Origin of the sequence: Caballeronia sp. GACF4, assembly GCF_023631025.1 — a bacterium.
Lineage (GTDB): Bacteria > Pseudomonadota > Gammaproteobacteria > Burkholderiales > Burkholderiaceae > Caballeronia.
Genome location: NZ_JALQDW010000004.1, coordinates 184135 through 202809, shown reverse-complemented (window position 1 = coordinate 202809; position 18675 = coordinate 184135). Strand labels below are relative to the sequence as shown.

At 62.6% G+C, this 18675-nt stretch carries 12 protein-coding genes and 1 pseudogene; 7 read left to right on the top strand and 6 right to left on the bottom strand.

Annotation, left to right across the window (positions count from 1 at the left end; genetic code table 11):
• Positions 1-59: 59 nt before the first annotated feature.
• The 4 genes and pseudogenes from lpdA to aceE all read right to left on the bottom strand — a co-directional run bounded on the left by lpdA (position 60) and on the right by aceE (position 6762).
• Positions 60-1802 carry a dihydrolipoyl dehydrogenase gene (lpdA, locus tag NCR40_RS04750; RefSeq protein WP_350029291.1) on the bottom strand — a complete coding sequence of 581 codons (1743 nt, stop codon included), beginning with the start codon at positions 1800-1802 and terminating at the stop codon, positions 60-62.
• Between the two features lie 3 nt (positions 1803-1805).
• Positions 1806-2144 (bottom strand): annotated as a pseudogene (locus tag NCR40_RS31445) (biotin/lipoyl-containing protein); the annotation flags it as partial.
• A gap of 174 nt (positions 2145-2318) precedes the next feature.
• Entirely contained in the window at positions 2319-3986 is a 1668-nt protein-coding gene (gene aceF / locus NCR40_RS04745; RefSeq protein ID WP_244827600.1) for a dihydrolipoyllysine-residue acetyltransferase, read from the bottom strand.
• Between the two features lie 79 nt (positions 3987-4065).
• The gene (aceE, locus tag NCR40_RS04740) at positions 4066-6762 is read right to left on the bottom strand and encodes a pyruvate dehydrogenase (acetyl-transferring), homodimeric type (protein WP_244827599.1); all 2697 of its coding nucleotides are present in this window, start codon (positions 6760-6762) and stop codon (positions 4066-4068) included.
• Positions 6763-7043: 281 nt separating this feature from the next.
• Here aceE and fixL point away from each other — a divergent pair, with 281 nt between their 5' ends.
• From fixL to NCR40_RS04705, 7 genes are all read left to right on the top strand, one after another.
• Positions 7044-9596, top strand: a complete 2553-nt coding sequence (fixL, locus tag NCR40_RS04735; protein WP_244827598.1) for an oxygen sensor histidine kinase FixL — start codon at positions 7044-7046, stop codon at positions 9594-9596.
• Positions 9593-10234 (top strand): oxygen response regulator transcription factor FixJ, encoded by a 642-nt coding sequence (gene fixJ, locus NCR40_RS04730; protein WP_244827597.1) that lies wholly within the window; start codon positions 9593-9595, stop codon positions 10232-10234. The genes fixL and fixJ overlap by 4 nt, the downstream gene beginning before the upstream one ends.
• A 208-nt stretch (positions 10235-10442) precedes the next feature.
• Positions 10443-10724 (top strand): hypothetical protein, encoded by a 282-nt coding sequence (locus tag NCR40_RS04725; protein ID WP_250508852.1) that lies wholly within the window; start codon positions 10443-10445, stop codon positions 10722-10724.
• A gap of 74 nt (positions 10725-10798) precedes the next feature.
• Entirely contained in the window at positions 10799-12061 is a 1263-nt protein-coding gene (locus NCR40_RS04720; RefSeq protein WP_250508995.1) for a DUF3300 domain-containing protein, read from the top strand.
• 42 nt (positions 12062-12103) lie between these two features.
• On the top strand, positions 12104-13009 hold the full coding sequence (locus NCR40_RS04715; RefSeq protein WP_502800968.1) for a DUF2950 domain-containing protein: 906 nt from the start codon (positions 12104-12106) through the stop codon (positions 13007-13009).
• Positions 13010-13227: 218 nt separating this feature from the next.
• Positions 13228-14082, top strand: a complete 855-nt coding sequence (gene folD, locus NCR40_RS04710) for a bifunctional methylenetetrahydrofolate dehydrogenase/methenyltetrahydrofolate cyclohydrolase FolD (RefSeq protein ID WP_250508851.1) — start codon at positions 13228-13230, stop codon at positions 14080-14082.
• 174 nt (positions 14083-14256) lie between these two features.
• The gene (locus NCR40_RS04705; RefSeq protein ID WP_250508850.1) at positions 14257-16362 is read left to right on the top strand and encodes a M3 family metallopeptidase; all 2106 of its coding nucleotides are present in this window, start codon (positions 14257-14259) and stop codon (positions 16360-16362) included.
• Positions 16363-16413: 51 nt separating this feature from the next.
• On the opposite strand, the gene NCR40_RS04700 is transcribed toward NCR40_RS04705, so the two are convergent.
• Both NCR40_RS04700 and NCR40_RS04695 read right to left on the bottom strand, forming a co-directional pair.
• Complete coding sequence (locus tag NCR40_RS04700; RefSeq protein WP_244827594.1) at positions 16414-17688, bottom strand: amidohydrolase family protein; 1275 nt, start codon at positions 17686-17688, stop codon at positions 16414-16416.
• A gap of 311 nt (positions 17689-17999) precedes the next feature.
• Positions 18000-18590 (bottom strand): GNAT family N-acetyltransferase, encoded by a 591-nt coding sequence (locus tag NCR40_RS04695; RefSeq protein ID WP_250508849.1) that lies wholly within the window; start codon positions 18588-18590, stop codon positions 18000-18002.
• Positions 18591-18675 lie beyond the last annotated feature (85 nt).

Below are 18675 nucleotides of genomic sequence, written 5' to 3'. Positions count from 1 at the left end.
AAAGCAAAAGCGCGCTTCCGTGAAGAAGCGCGCTTCGCTCGACACCCTTTTGCGGCCGCTTACTTCTTGCGCTGCGGCGGCAAGTCCGTACAGACGCCTTCGTACAACTCCGCCGCCATGCCGATGGATTCGCCCAAGGTCGGATGCGGGTGGATGGTCTTGCCGATGTCCGTGGCATCCGCGCCCATCTCGACCGCGAGACACACTTCGCTGATCAGATCGCCCGCGTTCAATCCGACGATCCCGCCGCCGATCACGCGATGCGTCGCTTCATCGAAAATCAGCTTGGTGAAGCCCTCGTCGCGACCATTGGCAATCGCGCGGCCCGAAGCGGCCCACGGGAACACCGCCTTGCCGTACTTGATGCCTTCGGCCTTGCACTGGTCTTCGGTCTTGCCGGCCCACGCCACTTCCGGATCGGTATAAGCCACCGACGGAATTTGCAGCGCATCGAAGTACGCCTTCTCGCCATGCGCCGCTTCCGCCGCGACGTGGCCTTCGTGCACGGCCTTGTGCGCGAGCATCGGCTGGCCAACGAGATCGCCGATCGCAAAAATATGCTCGACGTTCGTACGCAGTTGCTTGTCGACGTTGATGAAGCCGCGATCCGTCACCGCGACGCCCGCCTTGTCCGCGCCGATCTTCCCGCCGTTCGGACTGCGGCCCACGGCCAGCAACACGAGGTCGTAACGCTGCGCTTCGGTCGGCGCCTTGTCGCCCTCGAACGTCACGTAAATGCCGTCGTCCTTGGCTTCCGCCTTGGTCGTCTTGGTCTTCAGCATGACGTTGGCGAAGCGCTTCGCGTTGTACTTCTCCCAGACCTTCACGAGATCGCGGTCGGCGCCCATCATCAGACCGTCGAGCATTTCGACGACATCGATTTCGGAGCCGAGTGACGCATAAACCGTCGCCATTTCCAGCCCGATGATTCCGCCGCCCACCACCAGCATGCGCTTCGGAATCTGACGCAGTTCGAGCGCGCCGGTCGAGTCGACCACGCGCGGATCGTCCGGGAAGAACGGCAACTTCACCGCCTGCGAACCCGCCGCGATGATCGCCTTCTTGAACTTGACGACCTTCTTGCCGCCGTCGCCCTGCACTTCCATGTGGTTCGGATCGACGAACGTACCGACGCCCGTCACCACCTGTACCTTGCGCGCCTTCGCCATGCCCGCGAGACCGCCGGTCAGCTTCTTGACGACGCCCTCCTTGAAGCCGCGCAGCTTGTCCAGATCGATGCTCGGCTTGCCGAACGTGATGCCGTGCGATTCGAGATGCTTGGCTTCGTCGAGCACGAGCGCCGTATGCAGCAGCGCCTTCGACGGAATGCAGCCGACGTTCAGACACACGCCGCCCAGGGTCGCATAGCGTTCGACAAGCACGGTGCTCATGCCGAGATCCGCTGCGCGGAACGCCGCCGAATAGCCGCCGGGGCCTGCGCCGAGCACGAGCATGTCGCACTCGACATCCGCGCTGCCCGAATAACTGCCTGCCTTCGGCGCGGGCGCGGCGCTCGCCATTTCGGCGGGCTGCGGTTGCGCGGCCGTCGGCTTGGTCGGCACTTCGCTCACGCCTCCGCCCTGACCTTCGAGCGTCAGAATCACGCTGCCTTCGGAGACGTTGTCGCCCAGCTTGACCTTCAGTTCCTTCACGGTGCCCGCGGCGGGCGAAGGCACATCCATGGTCGCCTTGTCGGACTCGAGTGTGACGAGCGATTGCTCCTTCTCGACCGTATCGCCCGGCTTCACATGGATCTCGATGACCGGAATGTCCTTGAAGTCGCCGATATCCGGCACCTTCACGTCCTGTGCGCCGCCGCCCGACGCCGCGGGCGCGGGTGCAGCCGGCTTTGCGGACGACGCTTCCTTCGGCGCTTCGGCCTTCGGTTCTGCAGCGGCGCTCGCGCCTTCGGTTTCGATCATCGCGATGACCGAGCCTTGCGAGACTTTGTCGCCCTGTTTGACCTTCACTTCCTTGATCGTGCCTGCCTGGTCGGCGGGCACTTCCATGGTGGCCTTATCGGTTTCGAGCGTGATGACGCCCTGTTCCTTTTCGATGGCGTCGCCGGGCTTGATATTGACTTCGATGACATCGACATCGGAGAAGTCGCCGATGTCGGGTACTTTTAGTTCGACGAGACTCATATTTGTCCCCTATGTCGACCAGAGCCGGTGCCTGAAGCGCCTGACCCGGGTCCCATGCAAGATGATGGCGAAGAAGAGCGGTTGGAGCCGGCGCGCGCACCGAAGCACGCGCCGGTCCCAGCGTCTCACGTGTCTTGCCCGCACAATCGAGCGAGGAAGACACGCGCCACTTTTTTAGAGAATCACCCGGCGGAAGTCCGCCAGAATGCCCGCGAGATAGGCGTTGAAGCGCGCCGCCTCCGCACCGTCGACGACGCGGTGGTCATACGACAGCGACAGCGGCAACGTAAGGCGCGGCACGAACTGCTTACCGTCCCACACCGGCTTCATCGCGCCACGCGACAGACCCAGGATGGCCACTTCCGGCGCGTTGATGATCGGTGTGAAGTTCGTGCCACCGATGCCGCCCAGCGAAGAAATCGAGAAGCAGCCGCCTTGCATCTGGTCCGGCTTCAGCTTGCCTTCGCGCGCGAGCTTCGAGAGATCCGTCATCTCCTTCGCGATATCCATCAAGCCTTTCTTGTCGGCGTCGCGGATCACCGGGACGACGAGGCCGTTCGGTGTATCGGCCGCGAAGCCAACGTGGAAATACTTCTTGAAGACGAGGTTGTCGCCATCGAGACTCGCGTTGAAGGTCGGGAATTTCTTCAGCGCGGAAACCACTGCCTTGATGACGAAAGCCAGCATCGTGATCTTGATGCCCGACTTCTCGTTTTCCTTGTTCAGCTTCACGCGCAGCGCTTCGAGCTCGGTGATGTCCGCTTCGTCGTTGTTCGTGACGTGCGGGATCATCACCCAGTTGCGATGCAGGTTCGCACCCGAGATCTTCTTGATGCGCGACAGCGGCTTCGGATCGACAGGACCGAACTTCGTGAAGTCGATCTTCGGCCACGGCAGCAAGTTGAGGTCGCCACCGCCGCCAGCCGGTGCGGCAACCGCGGCGGGCGCTGCGCCCTGACCCGACATGACGCCCTTCACGAACGCGGTGATGTCGCCTTGCGTGATGCGGCCTTTCGGACCGGAACCGCGCACACGCGTGACATCGACGCCGAGTTCGCGCGCGAACTTGCGCACCGAAGGCGACGCGTGGCTCGACGTGCGTGTGCCATCGCCTGCGGGAATAGCGGGCGCCTGCGCGAGCGCGGACGGCTGGGCGGGCGCGGGCGCGGGTTTGGCGGGCGCATCGGGCGGCGCTTCGACCGGCTTCGGCGCTTCCTGCTTCGGCGCCTCCTGCTTGGGCGCGGAAGCGGCCGGGCTGCTTTCGCCGCCTTCGAGAATCAGAATCAGCGTGCCTTCTGACACCGTATCGCCGAGCTTGACCTTCAATTCCTTGACGGTGCCAGCGGCAGGCGAAGGCACATCCATGGTCGCCTTGTCGGATTCGAGCGTGACGAGCGACTGTTCCTTCTCCACCTTGTCGCCAACCTTCACGCCGATTTCGATGACCGGGATATCCGTGAAGTCGCCGATATCCGGCACCTTCACTTCCACCGATCCGCCGCCGCTCGAAGCCTGAGCGGCTTGCGCGGGTTGCGACTGCGTGGTCGTGCCGGCCGGCGCTTCCTGCTTGGCGGGCGCGTCGGCTTGGGCGGGCGCGGAAGCGCCGCTTTCCAATACGACGATCAACGTGCCTTCCGACACGTTATCGCCCACTTTGACCTTTACTTCCTTGACCGTGCCCGCGGAGGAGCTCGGTACATCCATGGTGGCCTTGTCGGATTCCAGCGTGACGAGGGACTGTTCCTGTTCAACGACATCGCCCACCTTGACCAGAACCTCGATCACGGGAATGTCCTTGAAATCGCCGATGTCCGGCACTTTGACTTCGATCGCTTGACTCATTATTAGTGTCTCCTGTGTTGCATGCGGCGCGCCCCCGCTTCGGGAGCGCGCCGCATCACAACGCACGGGGGCGATGCCTTTAGACGGTCATCGGGTTGGGTTTAGCCGGGTCGAGGTTGTACTTCTTGATCGCCTCAGCGACGACCTTGCGCTCGATCGTGCCTTCGTCGGCGAGCGCGTTGAGCGCGGCCAGCGTGACCCAGTAGCGGTCGACTTCGAAGAAGTGTCGCAGTGCTTCGCGCGTGTCCGAGCGGCCGTAGCCGTCGGTGCCGAGCACCACGAACTTGTTCGGGACATAGGCGCGAATCTGGTCGACGAGCGCGCGGATGTAATCCGTCGACGCGATCACCGGACCTTGCGCGCCCTTGAGCAGCTTGGTGACATGCGGCACTTGCTTTTCGTCGGCCGGATGCAGCAGGTTCCAGCGGTCGATTGCCTGACCTTCGCGAGCCAGTTCCGTGAAGCTCGGCACGCTCCACAGGTCGGCGGCCACGCCCCAGTCGTTCTTGAGCAAGTCGGCGGCGGCGATCACTTCGTTGAAGATCGTGCCCGCGCCCATCAACTGGACGCGCGGACCCTTTGCCGCGCCTTCGGCCTTCCTGAACGCGTACATGCCCTTGATGATGTCCGCGGCAACCGATTCACCTTGCGGAATCGCCGGATGCTCGTAGTTCTCGTTCATCACGGTGATGTAGTAATACACATCTTCCTGGTCGGCGACCATGCGGCGCAGGCCGTCCTGCATGATGACCGCGAGTTCGTAACCGAAGGTCGGGTCGTAGCTCACACAGTTCGGGATCGATGCTGCCCACAGCAGCGAGTGGCCGTCTTCGTGCTGCAGGCCTTCGCCGTTGAGCGTCGTGCGCCCTGCGGTGCCGCCCAGCAGGAAGCCGCGCGAACGCATGTCGCCCGCCGCCCAGGCCAGGTCGCCGATGCGCTGGAAGCCGAACATCGAGTAGAAGATGTAGAACGGGATCATGATCTCGCCGTGCGTCGAATACGACGTTGCGGCCGCGATCCAGTCACACATGCCACCGGCTTCGTTGATGCCTTCCTGCAGAATCTGCCCGGTTTCCGATTCCTTGTAGAACATCAGCTGGTCGGAGTCTTCGGGAATGTACTTCTGGCCGTCCTGATTCCAGATGCCGATCTGGCGGAAGAGGCCTTCCATGCCGAAAGTACGCGACTCGTCCGGCACGATCGGCACGATACGCTTGCCGATGGCCTTGTCCTTCAAGAGGATGTTGAGCACCCGCACGAACGCCATCGTCGTGGAGATTTCGCGGCCTTCGCCCGTGCCCTTGAGCAGCGGCTCGAATGCCGACAGTTCCGGCACCGGCAGCGACTCCGCCTTCTCGCGGCGCGACGGCAGATAGCCACCCAGTTCCTGACGGCGGGCGCGCATGTATTCCAGTTCCTTCGAGCCTTCCTCGAAGGTGAGATACGGCACGTCGGCAATCTGTTCGTCGGTCAACGGCAGACGGAACTGGTCGCGGAACTTCTTCAGCGTGTCGATCGGCAGCTTCTTCTGCTGGTGCGTGATGTTCATGGCCTGGCCGTGTTCGCCCATGCCATAACCCTTGATGGTCTTGGCGAGGATCACGGTAGGCGAGCCCTTCGACTTCTGCGCCTGATCGTAAGCCGCGTAGATCTTGTGCGGATCGTGGCCGCCGCGGTTCAGGTTCCAAATGTCTTCATCGGACCAGTCGGCCACCAGCGCCTTCAGTTCCGGCGTGTTGAAGAAGTGCTCGCGCACGAACGCGCCCGATTCCGACTTGTAGGTCTGGTACTCGCCGTCGACCACTTCCATCATGCGGCGCATGAGCGCGCCGGTCTTGTCGCGTGCGAAGAGCGCGTCCCAGCGGCTGCCCCAGATCACCTTGACGACGTTCCAGCCCGCGCCACGGAATTCGCTTTCGAGTTCCTGGATGATCTTGCCGTTGCCGCGCACCGGACCGTCCAGACGCTGCAAGTTGCAGTTGATGACGAACACGAGGTTGTCCAGACGCTCGCGCCCGGCCATGCCGATTGCGCCGAGCGATTCCGGCTCGTCCGTTTCGCCGTCGCCGAGGAACGCCCAGACTTTGCGGCCCTGCGTCTTCACGATACCGCGCGCTTCCATGTACTTCATGAAACGCGCCTGATAGATGGCCATGATCGGGCCGAGGCCCATGGACACCGTCGGGAATTGCCAGAAGTCCGGCATCAGCCACGGATGCGGATACGAGGAGATTCCCTCGCCGCCCACTTCCTGACGGAAGTTGTTGAGCTGCGCCTCGGTCAGACGGCCGAGCAGGAACGCGCGCGAGTAGACGCCCGGCGACGAGTGACCCTGCACGAACACGAGATCGCCGCCATGTTCCTTCGACGGTGCGTGCCAGAAGTGATTGAAGCCGACGTCGTAGAGCGTCGCCGCCGAAGCAAACGAAGCGATGTGACCGCCGACATTGGTGTCCTTGCCCGCGCGCAACACCATGGCGATGGCGTTCCAGCGCGTGTACGAACGAATGCGGTGCTCGATGTCCTGGTCGCCCGGGATCTTGGCCTGGCCGGCGACGGGAATCGTATTGATATAGGGCGTATTCGCCGAAAACGGCAGATGCTCGCCATGCACGCGGGCGAATTCGATCTGCTTTTCGATCAGGTAGTGCGCGCGATCAGGACCGACTGCCGAAATGACGCCGTCGAGTGCGTCGAGCCACTCGGCGGTTTCCTGAGGATCGTCGTCTTTGGCATTGGCGACATATTTGAGAACTTCGTCGGGTACAGCGGACATGCTCGTCTCCTGATGTGAGGATCGCTCTAAGAACCGCCGACAGTCGCCCGCCGAAAACCGGGCACTGGCCGCGTGCCGGCAATTCTAAATAGGGTCCAGACTTTGTAGCAAGGAATTTTTCGAATCATGAGAGATGATCTCATAATGCGGAAAATTGCTGCAATGCACCGTCCGATAAGGCTTTTTTAATCAGACTTTTCTCCTCCTTTTCCCGCAATTGAGCCGTCTCTAGCACCTTTTTACGCTAATTAACAATCAGACGCTGCGTTACAATCGCTTCCATGTTGACCGATCGGCTTCTCGCACGCTCGGCGCGGGTCGCGCGCAAGCCGACCGACTCGTCGCCCACCCGCTGGCACCACGGACCGTGGTGGTCGAACTCCTATTTACTCACGCCGCTCATCTCGATCCTCGTTTTTCTGGTCGTCATGAGCCTGATTCTCTGGAGTCTCAACCGCCGCGAGCAGCAGCAGCAGGAAGACACGCTATATCGGAACGTCGCCTGGGCCCAGCAACAGATTCGTCTTTCGATGACGGGTGCGCAAGAGCAGATCCAGGCGTTATCGCGAGACATCGCAAGCGGTCATGGCGACCCTCAGACATTCCAGACGTCTTCCACCGACATCATGCAGGGGCATCCCGAGATCCTCTACATGAACTGGTACACGAGCCAGCACAAACCGCGCTGGCCTAATACGCCGCTGCCGGTACTCGGGTCTCGGCTCGCCAAACCCAACGACACGCAGATGGACGAAGCGGTGCAGGCCGCCTTCGAGGAAGCGCGCACGACGCGTCGCCAGGTTTATTCGCCCTTACTCTACGACGACCTCGGCAACGGCTACATCACCTTGCAAACGCCGGTGTTTCGCGACCGCGAATTCCTCGGGTCCATCGCGGCGGTGTTTTCCATCGAAGGCATTCTGAAGCACGACATTCCGAGCGAGCTGTCGGCGAAGTACAAGATCTCCATCACCGATCTGAACAATCGCGAACTCGCGACGACATCGAGCCGTCCACGCCTGCCGCGCGACATGTTCTACGATCTGCCGCTCGATCCGCCCGGCCAGGGGTTGTCGGTGCGCGTGTATTCGTATCCGCAGCTCACGAACTTCACGAACAACACGCTGGTGTGGCTCGTCGCCGGCCTGTCGTGCTTCGTGCTCTGGAGCTTGTGGAGTCTCTGGAAGCACACGCGTCAGCGCTTCGAGGCGCAACAGGCGCTTTACGCCGAAGCGTTCTTCCGCCGCGCGATGGAAAACTCCGTCTTGATCGGCATGCGCGTGCTCGACATGCACGGCCGCATCACGCACGTGAATCCCGCGTTCTGCCGCATGACGGGTTGGGACGAAAGCGATCTCGTCGGCAAGAACGCGCCGTTTCCATACTGGCCGCGCGATGCCTATCCCGAGATGCAGCGCCAACTCGACATGACGCTGCGCGGCAAGGCGCCCTCTTCCGGTTTCGAGTTGCGCGTGCGCCGTAAGGACGGTTCGTTCTTCCACGCGCGTCTTTACGTGTCGCCGTTGATCGACAGTTCGGGCCGCCAGACCGGCTGGATGTCGTCGATGACGGACATCACCGAACCCAAGCGCGCGCGCGAAGAGCTCGCCGCCGCCCACGAACGCTTCACCACGGTGCTCGAAAGTCTCGATGCCGCCGTCTCCGTTCTCGCCGCCGACGAAGCCGAACTGCTGTTCGCGAACCGCTATTACCGGCATCTCTTCGGCATTCGTCCGGACGGGCACTTGCAGCTTGCGGGCGCCGGTTTCGATGGCGCTTCGGGTTCGTCGGAGCTGAGTTCGTCGGACACCATCGACATGGTCGATACCTACGCCGGACTGCCCGCCACCGCGCTGACCGAAAGCTCGGCCGACGCGCAGGAAGTCTATGTGGAAGGCATCCAGAAGTGGTTCGAAGTGCGCCGCCAGTACATTCAGTGGGTGGACGGCCATCTCGCGCAGATGCAGATCGCGACCGACATCACGCAGCGCAAGCAGGCGCAGGAACTCGCGCATCAGCAGGAAGAGAAGCTGCAGTTCACGAGCCGTTTGATGACGATGGGTGAAATGGCGTCGTCGCTCGCGCATGAGCTGAATCAGCCGCTCGCGGCCATCAACAACTATTGTTCGGGCTGCGTCGCCTTGGTGAAATCCGGGCGCATGACACAGGAATCGCTCTTGCCCGCGCTCGAAAAAACCGCGCAGCAGGCGGTGCGAGCAGGCATGATCATCAAGCGCATTCGCGAGTTCGTGAAGCGCAGCGAGCCGAAGCGGCAGGCGACGCGCGTGGCCGATATCGTCGCGGATGCAGTCGGTCTCGCCGAAATCGAGGCGCGTAAACGCAAGATTCGCATCGTCACGGAAATCCGCTCGCGCATGCCCGTGATCTACGTCGATCCCGTGCTGATCGAACAAGTGCTCGTGAATCTGTTGAAAAACGCAGCCGAAGCAATGCATGATGCAAAACCGAATGCCGTCGATCCCGTAATCCGCGTGATCGTGCAGCGGCTCGACGGCGGCGTGGTGTGCATCAGCGTGGTCGATCAGGGCCCGGGTGTGGATGAAGCCACCGCCGAGCGTCTCTTCGAACCGTTTTACAGCACCAAGTCCGATGGCATGGGCATGGGGCTGAACATTTGCCGTTCGATCATCGAATCGCATCGCGGCCGCCTTTGGGTCGTGAACAATGTCGAATCGGACGGACACGTGACCGGCGCGACTTTCCATTGCAGCCTGCCGATCGGCGAAGTGGATGGGTCGGGCACGGACTCGGGCGGCAACGCCGGGTCGCAAAGCGAACATACGAGACAACAAACAGTTACGGGAGAACTATGAGCAGTCCAGTCACCACTCAGGAAACCGTCTTTGTCGTGGACGATGACGAAGCCGTGCGTGATTCGTTGCGCTGGCTGCTCGAGGCGAACGGGTATCGCGTGCAGTGTTTTTCGAGCGCGGAATCGTTCCTCGACGTCTATCTGCCGATCGCGCATTCGGGCGCCATTTCGTGCCTGATTCTCGATGTGCGCATGGCCGGCATGACCGGCCTCGAGTTGCAGGAAAAGCTGATTGCCGAGAATTCGCTTCTGCCGATCATCTTCGTGACCGGTCACGGCGATGTGCCGATGGCCGTCTCGACGATGAAGAAAGGCGCGATGGATTTCATCGAGAAACCTTTCGACGAAGCCGAGCTGCGCAAGCTCGTCGAGCGCATGCTCGAAAAAGCGCGCAACGAAAGCAGCAGCGTACAGCAGCAACGCGCGGCCGCCGAGCGGCTTGGCAAGCTCACGGCGCGCGAGCATCAGGTGCTGGAGCGGATCATCGCCGGGCGGCTGAACAAGCAGATCGCCGACGATCTCGGCATCAGCATCAAGACGGTGGAAGCGCATCGCGCGAACATCATGGAGAAGCTTTCCGTGAATACCGTTGCCGACCTTCTGCGTCTCGCGCTTTCAAACAAGCCGCAGCAGCAATAACCGTAGTTCATTGCCTAAAGGCAACCTTCAACCATACGGCCGGCATTCGATGCTGGCCGTATGCGTATTTGCGCTTCCAATTCACGCGCCCTTCTCTCGGCATTCCTTCGTTGTCCGCGCATGCAAAACGTGATATTTCGTGGATCACGTTGACACATTACAAGGGCGGCCCGTAACTTGACCGCACCCTCCTTACGGGAACGAGGTCATGCACGACAACGCATTCGTCGCCTTTTCAAACGGTGCTTCGGCACGCGGGCAAACGTTTGAATTGAGTGCTGCCAAAAGCAGCGTGATTGCCTCGGTGCTTGCTTCGCGCCATTGCCTTTCATCGGCTTCGCTCTTACTTTTCGTACAGCCAATCCATCCCGCTGGTTCACGCTCATCTCTCGCGCGCATGTCGCGTCATGCGGCGGCGTGTGCGTGCCTGCCGGGCGCCAAGGTCGCGCCCGAAGCATCGAATACCGTGCAACGGAGGAACTTAAATTGACCGCTCATCGCACCCGTTTGACCCGGCCCGCGCGGCAAGTCCGCATGCTCACGCTGTGCGCGGCGCTTGCCGCCATGCCGCTCGCCGCGCTGCATTGCTCGTCCGTGCTTGCGCAGACTCAAGGCGCGGCCAGTACGGCACCCAAGCTCGGCAATCAGCAACTCGACGCGCTCACCGCGCCCGTCGCGCTTTATCCCGATGCGCTGCTCGCGCAAGTGCTGATGGCGTCGACGTACCCGCAAGAGGTCACCGAGGCCGCGCAATGGTCGAAGACCAACTCGAACATCAAGGGCGACGATGCCGTCAAGGCCGTGCAGTCCGAGCCGTGGGACCCGAGCGTGCAATCGCTCGTTGCTTTCCCGCAGGCGCTCGCGACGATGGCATCCAAGCCCGACTGGATGACGCAACTTGGCAACGCGTTCATTGCGCAGCCGAGCGACGTGATGGACTCCGTGCAGCGCTTGCGCCGCGCCGCGCAGACAGCGGGCAATCTCAAGAGCACGGAGCAGCAGAAGATCGTGGTCGAGCAGCAGACTATTCAGATTCAGCCTGCCAATCCGCAAGTGGTCTATGTGCCGACCTACAACCCGACGGTCGTATACGGCGCGTGGCCGTATCCCGCGTATCCGCCGGTGTATGTGCCGCCGCCGCCCGGCTATGCGATCGCCACCGGATTCGCGACGGGGCTCGCGTTCGGCGCGGGCATCGCGGTTGCGAATTCGTTGTGGGGCAATTGCGACTGGAACCACGGCAATGTGAACGTGAACGTCAATCGGTACAACAACATCAACGTGAACAATCGCCTGAACGCGAACAGCAATAACGTGAACTGGAACCGCAACGACCCGCAGTTCAACCGGAACAACGTCGCGAACCGGCAAAACAACTTCAACAATCAGAATCTCGGCGCGGCCAACCGCGATCAGTATCGCGGCCGTAACGACGCCCGCGCGCAGGCCGCACAGACGCTGCAGCAGCGCACCGGCCAGAACCTCAACCAGAATGCGAGTCAGCGCGTGCAGAACATTCGGCAAGGCGGCGGTCAGAACGCGCTCGACAACAACGGCGTGCGGCAGCGTGCGCAGAGCGTGAATCGCGATAACGCGCTGCGCGGCGCGGGCGACGGCAATACGGCCCGGCAGGACGCTCAGCGCGGGCAAGCGAGCAGGCAGTCGTTCGCGAGTCAGCAGAATCGCGTGGGCGGCAACGGCGGCGGCGTGCAGCGCCCAGGCCTTGGTGCGGGCGGCGGCGGCGTGCAGCGCGAAGGCGGCTTCGGCGGCGGAGGTTTTCACGGCGGTGGCGGACTTGGCGGTGGCGGAGGTTTTCATCGCCGTTGATCGTGTCGCGCCCCATGTCCCCATCCGCTACAGGAGCCTGAGATGACGTTTAACCAAGCACTCGCACTTTCACGCGCCTTCTGCGCCGCACTCGCTTTCATGTCGTTGTCGATGCCCATGCTCGCGCACGCGCAGGCCATTTATCCGTCGCCAGAAGCCGCCGCGGAGGCGCTCACCGATGCCATCGCCTCCAACGACGAAATCGCGCTTTCCAAGGTGCTCGGCAAGGACCACGCGCAGTATGTGCCGACCGACAGCATCGGCGAGCAGGATATCTATCAGTACCTTGGCTCGTGGGCCAAGGGGCATCGCATCGTCGAAGATGCCAAGCCGCTCGGCGGCCGTCGCAGCGCGCACGTGGAAGTGGGCGACAGCGGCTGGACGCTGCCGATCCCGCTCGTGAAGGCGGCCCAGGGCTGGCGCTTCGACATGCCCGCCGCGCGCGATGAAGTGCTGACGCGGCGCATTGGCCGCAACGAGCGTTCGGTGATCCAGGTCGCGCTCGCTTTCGTCGATGCTCAAAACGACTTTCGGAAGCTCACGAACCACTACGCGCTGCGCTTTCTGAGCACGCACGGCACGCACGACGGCCTTTACTGGGACGCCGCGCCCGGTGAACCCGAAAGCCCGCTCGGCCCGCTCGCCGCCACCATGCCCGACAAGACCGACACGGCCGATGCCTACTACGGTTACCACTACCGCATTCTCACGGCGCAGGGGCCGCATGCGAAAGGCGGCGCGATGAACTACCTGCAGGACGGAAACCTGAGCCGGGGTTTCGCCATGATCGCGTGGCCGGCAAAGTATGGGCAGACGGGCGTGATGTCGTTCATCGTCAATCAGGACGGGCAGGTGTACGAGAAGAATCTGGGCGCAGCGACGCCGCGCACGGCGGCGGCGATCAAGTCGTTCGATCCGGATTCGTCGTGGCAGCCGGTCGCGCAGTGAGAAGGCCGGCCTGAACGATGCGCGCGTCGCCGAATCGGAGCGGCGGCGCGCACCGCCCAGAACGCCACGAAGCCCTCGGCGGTATAATTTCGCCCTTCCCCAGGGTGCGAAGACACCCGGCGATGCCCGCGAACAAACGCGGCATCATCGCGCCGGGCGCTGCGAGTCCGACGCCCGGACATCTCTCTCGCCCATCCTCGATCCGAATCCGATTCGCCATGACTGCCCAACTCATCGACGGCAACGCCCTCTCCAAGACTCTTCGCGCCGATGTCGCCCGGCGCGCCGCCGCCCTCACCGCTCGCGGCCACAAGCCTGGCCTCGCGGTCGTGCTGGTGGGCGACAATCCGGCAAGCGAGGTCTACGTGCGCAACAAGGTCAAGGCGTGCCACGACAACGGCCTGCATTCGGTGTTCGACCGCTTTCCCGCGACGCTCGCCGAGAACGAATTGCTCGCGCACATCGACAAGCTGAACGCCGATCCCGCGATCCACGGCATTCTCGTGCAATTGCCGCTGCCCGCGCATATCGACAGCCATAAGGTGATCGAAGCGATCGCGCCGCAAAAGGACGTCGACGGCTTCCACGTCGCCAACGCGGGCGCGCTCCTGACGGGCAAGCCGCTCTTTCGCCCGTGCACGCCCTATGGCGTGATGAAGATGTTCGAAGCGCACGGCATCGACCTGAAGGGCGCGAACGCGGTGGTGATCGGCCGCTCGAATATCGTCGGCAAGCCCATGGCGCTCCTGCTCCTCGAAGCGGGCGCGACCGTCACCATCTGCCACAGCAAGACGCGCGATATCGCCAGCTTCACGCGCAACGCCGATGTCGTCGTGGCCGCCACGGGCCGCCGCAATATCCTGACCGCCGACATGGTGAAGCCGGGCGCGACGGTGATCGACGTCGGCATGAATCGCGACGATGCCGGCAAGCTCTGCGGCGACGTGGATTTTGCGAACGTGAAGGAAGTGGCCGGCTTCATCACGCCGGTGCCGGGCGGCGTCGGACCGATGACCATCACCATGTTGCTTGTCAACACCGTCGAAGCGGCCGAACGCGGGGCGCTGGACTAAGCGACCGGAGCTGGCACGAAAAGAATTTCATCCATTAATCGGCCCGTTAAAAACAAACCATTGGATTTTGCCCACGCCGCCCTTAAATAATGCTCGAATAGAGCAAACGAACGAAGGTTTGGGCGCCTCGCGCCCGCACCCGAATCAGCATGTATTAGCAAGTAAGGGAGAGTCATGAGCGATACCATCCAAGCCACCACGAACGCCGCAGCCAATCCGCTGCTCGATTTTTCCGACCTGCCGCGTTTTGGGGACATCAAGCCCGAACATGTGACGCCCGCGCTCGACGTGCTGCTCGCCGCCGCGAAAGGCGCCGTCGATCGCGCGAGCGCGCCCGAGACGCCCGCCACCTGGACGGATATCGTGGAGGCAGTTGAACTCGAATCGGAAAAGCTGTCGCGCGCGTGGGGTGTCGTCGGCCATCTGAACGCGGTGGCGGACACGCCCGAACTGCGTGCCGCTCACGCCGCGAATCTGCCGCGCGTGACCGAGTTCTCGGCGAGCGTCGGTCAGAATCTCGCCCTCTACGAAAAGTACAAGGCGATTGCGGCCGGCCCCGACTTCGAGAGCCTTTCCCCCGAACGCAAGAAGATTCTCGAGAACTCGCTGCGCGACTTCCGTCTGTCCGGCGCGGAGCTTTCCGAGGACCGCAAGCCGCGCTTCGCCCAGTTGCAGGAAGAACAGGCCGCGCTCTCGAAGGCGTTTTCGGATCACGTGCTCGATTCGACCAACGCATATGCCTATTACGTCACGCAGCAAAGCGAACTTGCAGGCCTGCCCGACGACGTGATCGAAGCGGCACACGAAGCCGCCCAGCGCGAAGGCAAGGAAGGCTGGAAGTTCACGCTGCACTTCCCGTCGTATTTCCCGGTGCTGCAGTATTCGGAGCATCGGCCGATGCGTGAGGCGATGTATCGCGCGTATGTCACGCGTGCGTCGGAACTCGGCGAGACCTACGGCAAGGGCCGGGCCGAATGGGACAACACGCAGAACATCGTGGAGAACCTGGCGCTGCGTCTCGAAGAAGCGCGCACGCTCGGCTACCAGAACTTCGCGGAAGTGTCGCTTGCACCGAAGATGGCCGAGTCGCCCGCGCAAGTGATCGCGTTCCTGGAAGACCTCGCAAAGCGCGCGCGTCCCTATGCCGAAAACGACTGGATGGAACTGCGCGCGTTCGCCGCCACCGAACTCGGCATGCCCGAACTGCAACCGTGGGACATCGCGTTTGCGGCGGAGCGTCTGCGTCAGAAGCGCTATTCGTTCTCCGAGAACGAAGTGAAGCAGTACTTTCCGCAGGAAGCCGTGCTCAAGGGGTTGTTCAAGGTCACCGAAACGCTCTTCAACGTCTCGATCCGCCGTGACGAAGCCGCCGTTTGGAACAAGGACGTGCGCTTCTTCCGTGTGGAAAACCAGGACGGCACGCTCGTCGCGCAGTTCTACCTCGACCTGTACGCGCGCGAAGGCAAGCGCGGCGGCGCATGGATGGACGACGCCCGCTCACGCCACAAGCGCGCGCAAGGCGGCGTGCAGACGCCGGTCGCCTATCTCACCTGCAACTTCTCGGCGCCCGTCGGCAACAAGCCTGCGTGCTTCACCCACGACGAAGTCATCACGCTGTTCCATGAATTCGGCCACGGTCTGCATCACATGCTGACGCGTATCGAGGAAATGGGCGTGTCGGGCATTAACGGCGTCGAGTGGGATGCGGTCGAATTGCCGTCGCAGTTCATGGAGAACTTTTGTTGGGAGTGGGACGTGCTGACCGACATGTCGTCGCACGTCGAAACGGGCGCACCGCTGCCGCGCGAACTCTTCGACAAGATGCTGGCGGCCAAGAATTTCCAGAGCGGTCTCGGCACCTTGCGGCAGATCGTGTTCTCCATGTTCGATCTCGTCCTGCACACGTCTTACGATCCGGCGGACAGCACGCAGAACGTCAACGACCTGGCGCGCGAGATCAACGAGAAGTTCCACGTGATTCCGCAAACCTCGTTTTCGCGCTGGCCGAACACGTTCAGCCATATCTTCGCGGGCGGTTATGCGGCCGGCTACTACAGCTACAAGTGGGCCGAAGTGCTTTCCGCCGATGCCTACGCCGCGTTCGAGGAAGCCGCGAAGCTCGCGAACGGTTCAGTGCTGGATGCGCAGACGGGAACGCGGTATCGCCGGGAGATTCTCGAAGTCGGCGGCAGCCGTCCCGCGATGGATTCGTTCAAGGCGTTTCGCGGACGCGAGCCGAACATCGACGCGCTGTTGAGGCATAACGGCATGGCGGGATAAATCGAAAAGGGGGCTTCGGCCCCCTTCGTTTTTATCCGCGTTATTGTCCGCCTAGCGCCAGAGTTTGAAGTCGACGCTTGGCGGCCGTCCCTCCAGCGCAAGCGTTGCGCGCACGGCGGGACTTCGGCTCACGACCTTTCCTCGTCTCACCACGGCCACGCGCGCCGCGCGCAGGCGAATGGCTTCGATCGGATCGCGTGCGTCGAGCACGACGCAATCCGCGTTGCATCCCACTTCCAGCCCATAACCTTCGATGCCCAGAATGCGCGCAGGCGTCGTCGTCACCGCATCGAACGCGGCGCGCATGCCATCCTGGCTCGTCATCTGCGCGACGTGCAATCCCATGTGCGCCACTTCAAGCATGTCACCGGAGCCCAGGCTGTACCACGGGTCCATCACGCAGTCGTGTCCGAAGGCAACATCGACGCCTGCCGCCATCAGCTCGGGCACGCGCGTCATGCCGCGCCGCTTCGGATACGTATCCGATCTGCCTTGCAACGTGATGTTGATGAGCGGATTGGCAATCGCCGCGACGCCCGACTCGCGAATCAGCGGGATGAGCTTGCTCACGTAGTAGTTGTCCATCGAATGCATGGACGTAAGATGCGAGCCGGTCACGCGGCCTTGCAGACCGAGCCGGTGCGTTTCGGCGGCGAGCGTTTCGATGTGACGCGACATGGGATCGTCCGATTCGTCGCAGTGCATGTCGACGCGCAAACCCTGCTCCGCCGCGTATTCGCACAGCAGTTTCACGGACGCCGCACCGTCGGCCATGGTGCGTTCGAAGTGAGGAATGCCGCCGACCACATCGACGCCGAGCGCAATCGAGCGCTTGAGATTTTCGAACGCGCCGGCGCTGCGCAGCACGCCGTCTTGCGGAAACGCGACGAGTTGCAAATCGAGATACGGCTTCACACGCCGCTTGACTTCGAGCAAGGCTTCGACCGCGAGCAGACGCGGATCGCAGACATCGACGTGCGTGCGAATGGCGAGCAAGCCGCGCCCGACCGCCCAGTCGCAATATTGCATCGCGCGTTCGACGAGCGCTTCCTGCGTGAGTTCGGGCTTGAGTTCGCCCCACAGCGCGATGCCTTCCAGCAGGGTGCCGGACGCGTTCACGCGCGGCAAGCCGTAAGAGAGCGTCGCGTCCATGTGAAAGTGGGCATCGACGAAAGGCGCGGTGACGAGCGAACCGTCGGCGTCGATTTCCTCGCGCGCGGTGGCGCTCAAATGCGGCTCGATGGCGACGATGCGCCCCGCTTCCATGCCGATGTCGACCAATTCGCGACCGCGCACGAGCGCCGCGCGGCGAATGATGAGATCCATGTAAGAACCCTCCGCTGTAAGGCTGTTCGTCCGATTGTAGCGGGACAGAAAAGCCGTGCGGGCTTGTTTGGATGACGCGCAAAGCGCGCTAGTGGGCTGTGCGTTGCGATGTTGCGGCATTTGGAGGACAGATGCCACGTTAAGACAACGTGCCGACCTTGCCGGATGACGCGCGTTACAAGCGCGTGCTGGTCTCGCGCGGCAGAGCGGCGTACTAGCGAAAAGGCGCATCGCCTCGCATGGCAAAGCGCACGCGACGATGCGCTCACGCGCCGCTTCGTCGCCTTCATGCACGCGCGGAGGAAGACCCGCTACGCCTGACGTTCGAGCTTGGCAAGCAACGTCGCTTTGACGCCGGGCCATTCGTCGTCGATGATCGAAAAGCGCACCGAGTTGCGCTTGCGGCCATCGGGCATGATGCGCTCGTGCCGCACGATTCCTTCCTGTTTCGCGCCGATGCCGAGTATCGCCGCGCGCGACTTCGCATTGAGTTCGTCGGTGGTGAACTGCACGCGCACGCACTGCATGGTTTCAAACGCGTGCGTGAGCAGGAGCAGCTTGGCTTCGGTGTTGATGCCCGTGCGTTGCGCCGATGCCGCGAGCCACGTATGACCGATCTCCTGCTTGCGGTTCGCGCGATCGATTTTCCAGAAGCGCGTGCTGCCGGCAACCTTGCCCGTATCGCGGCGCACGATCACGAATGGCATGACGGTGCCGGCATCGCGACCGGCGAGCGCGGCATCGATATAGCGGGCGATGGTGTCGGCGTTCGGCACGACGGTGACCGCGAGATTCCAGAGCTCGCCGTCGGCGGCGGCATCGAGCAAGGCTTGGGCGTCATCGCGTTGCGGCGGGCGAAGCTGGACGCGCGGTCCTTCGAGCGTCGGTTGAGGATCGGTCATGGCGTTTTGTGAGCGTGGCGGCGAATGGCATGATCGCATGGAGGCGCGGGCTTCGGCACGCCGCCAGACGGCCAAGGCCTACAGG

What these genes read in the sequence shown, in the direction of transcription:
- aceF (WP_244827600.1), bottom strand. Translation starts at nt 3,986, where the DNA reads ATGAGTCAAGCGATCGAAGTCAAAGTGCCGGACATCGGCGATTTCAAG.
- aceE (WP_244827599.1), bottom strand. Translation starts at nt 6,762, where the DNA reads ATGTCCGCTGTACCCGACGAAGTTCTCAAATATGTCGCCAATGCCAAA.
- fixL (WP_244827598.1), top strand. Translation starts at nt 7,044, where the DNA reads ATGTTGACCGATCGGCTTCTCGCACGCTCGGCGCGGGTCGCGCGCAAG.
- fixJ (WP_244827597.1), top strand. Translation starts at nt 9,593, where the DNA reads ATGAGCAGTCCAGTCACCACTCAGGAAACCGTCTTTGTCGTGGACGAT.
- NCR40_RS04725 (WP_250508852.1), top strand. Translation starts at nt 10,443, where the DNA reads ATGCACGACAACGCATTCGTCGCCTTTTCAAACGGTGCTTCGGCACGC.
- NCR40_RS04720 (WP_250508995.1), top strand. Translation starts at nt 10,799, where the DNA reads ATGCCGCTCGCCGCGCTGCATTGCTCGTCCGTGCTTGCGCAGACTCAA.
- NCR40_RS04715 (WP_502800968.1), top strand. Translation starts at nt 12,104, where the DNA reads ATGACGTTTAACCAAGCACTCGCACTTTCACGCGCCTTCTGCGCCGCA.
- folD (WP_250508851.1), top strand. Translation starts at nt 13,228, where the DNA reads ATGACTGCCCAACTCATCGACGGCAACGCCCTCTCCAAGACTCTTCGC.
- NCR40_RS04705 (WP_250508850.1), top strand. Translation starts at nt 14,257, where the DNA reads ATGAGCGATACCATCCAAGCCACCACGAACGCCGCAGCCAATCCGCTG.
- NCR40_RS04700 (WP_244827594.1), bottom strand. Translation starts at nt 17,688, where the DNA reads ATGGATCTCATCATTCGCCGCGCGGCGCTCGTGCGCGGTCGCGAATTG.
- NCR40_RS04695 (WP_250508849.1), bottom strand. Translation starts at nt 18,590, where the DNA reads ATGACCGATCCTCAACCGACGCTCGAAGGACCGCGCGTCCAGCTTCGC.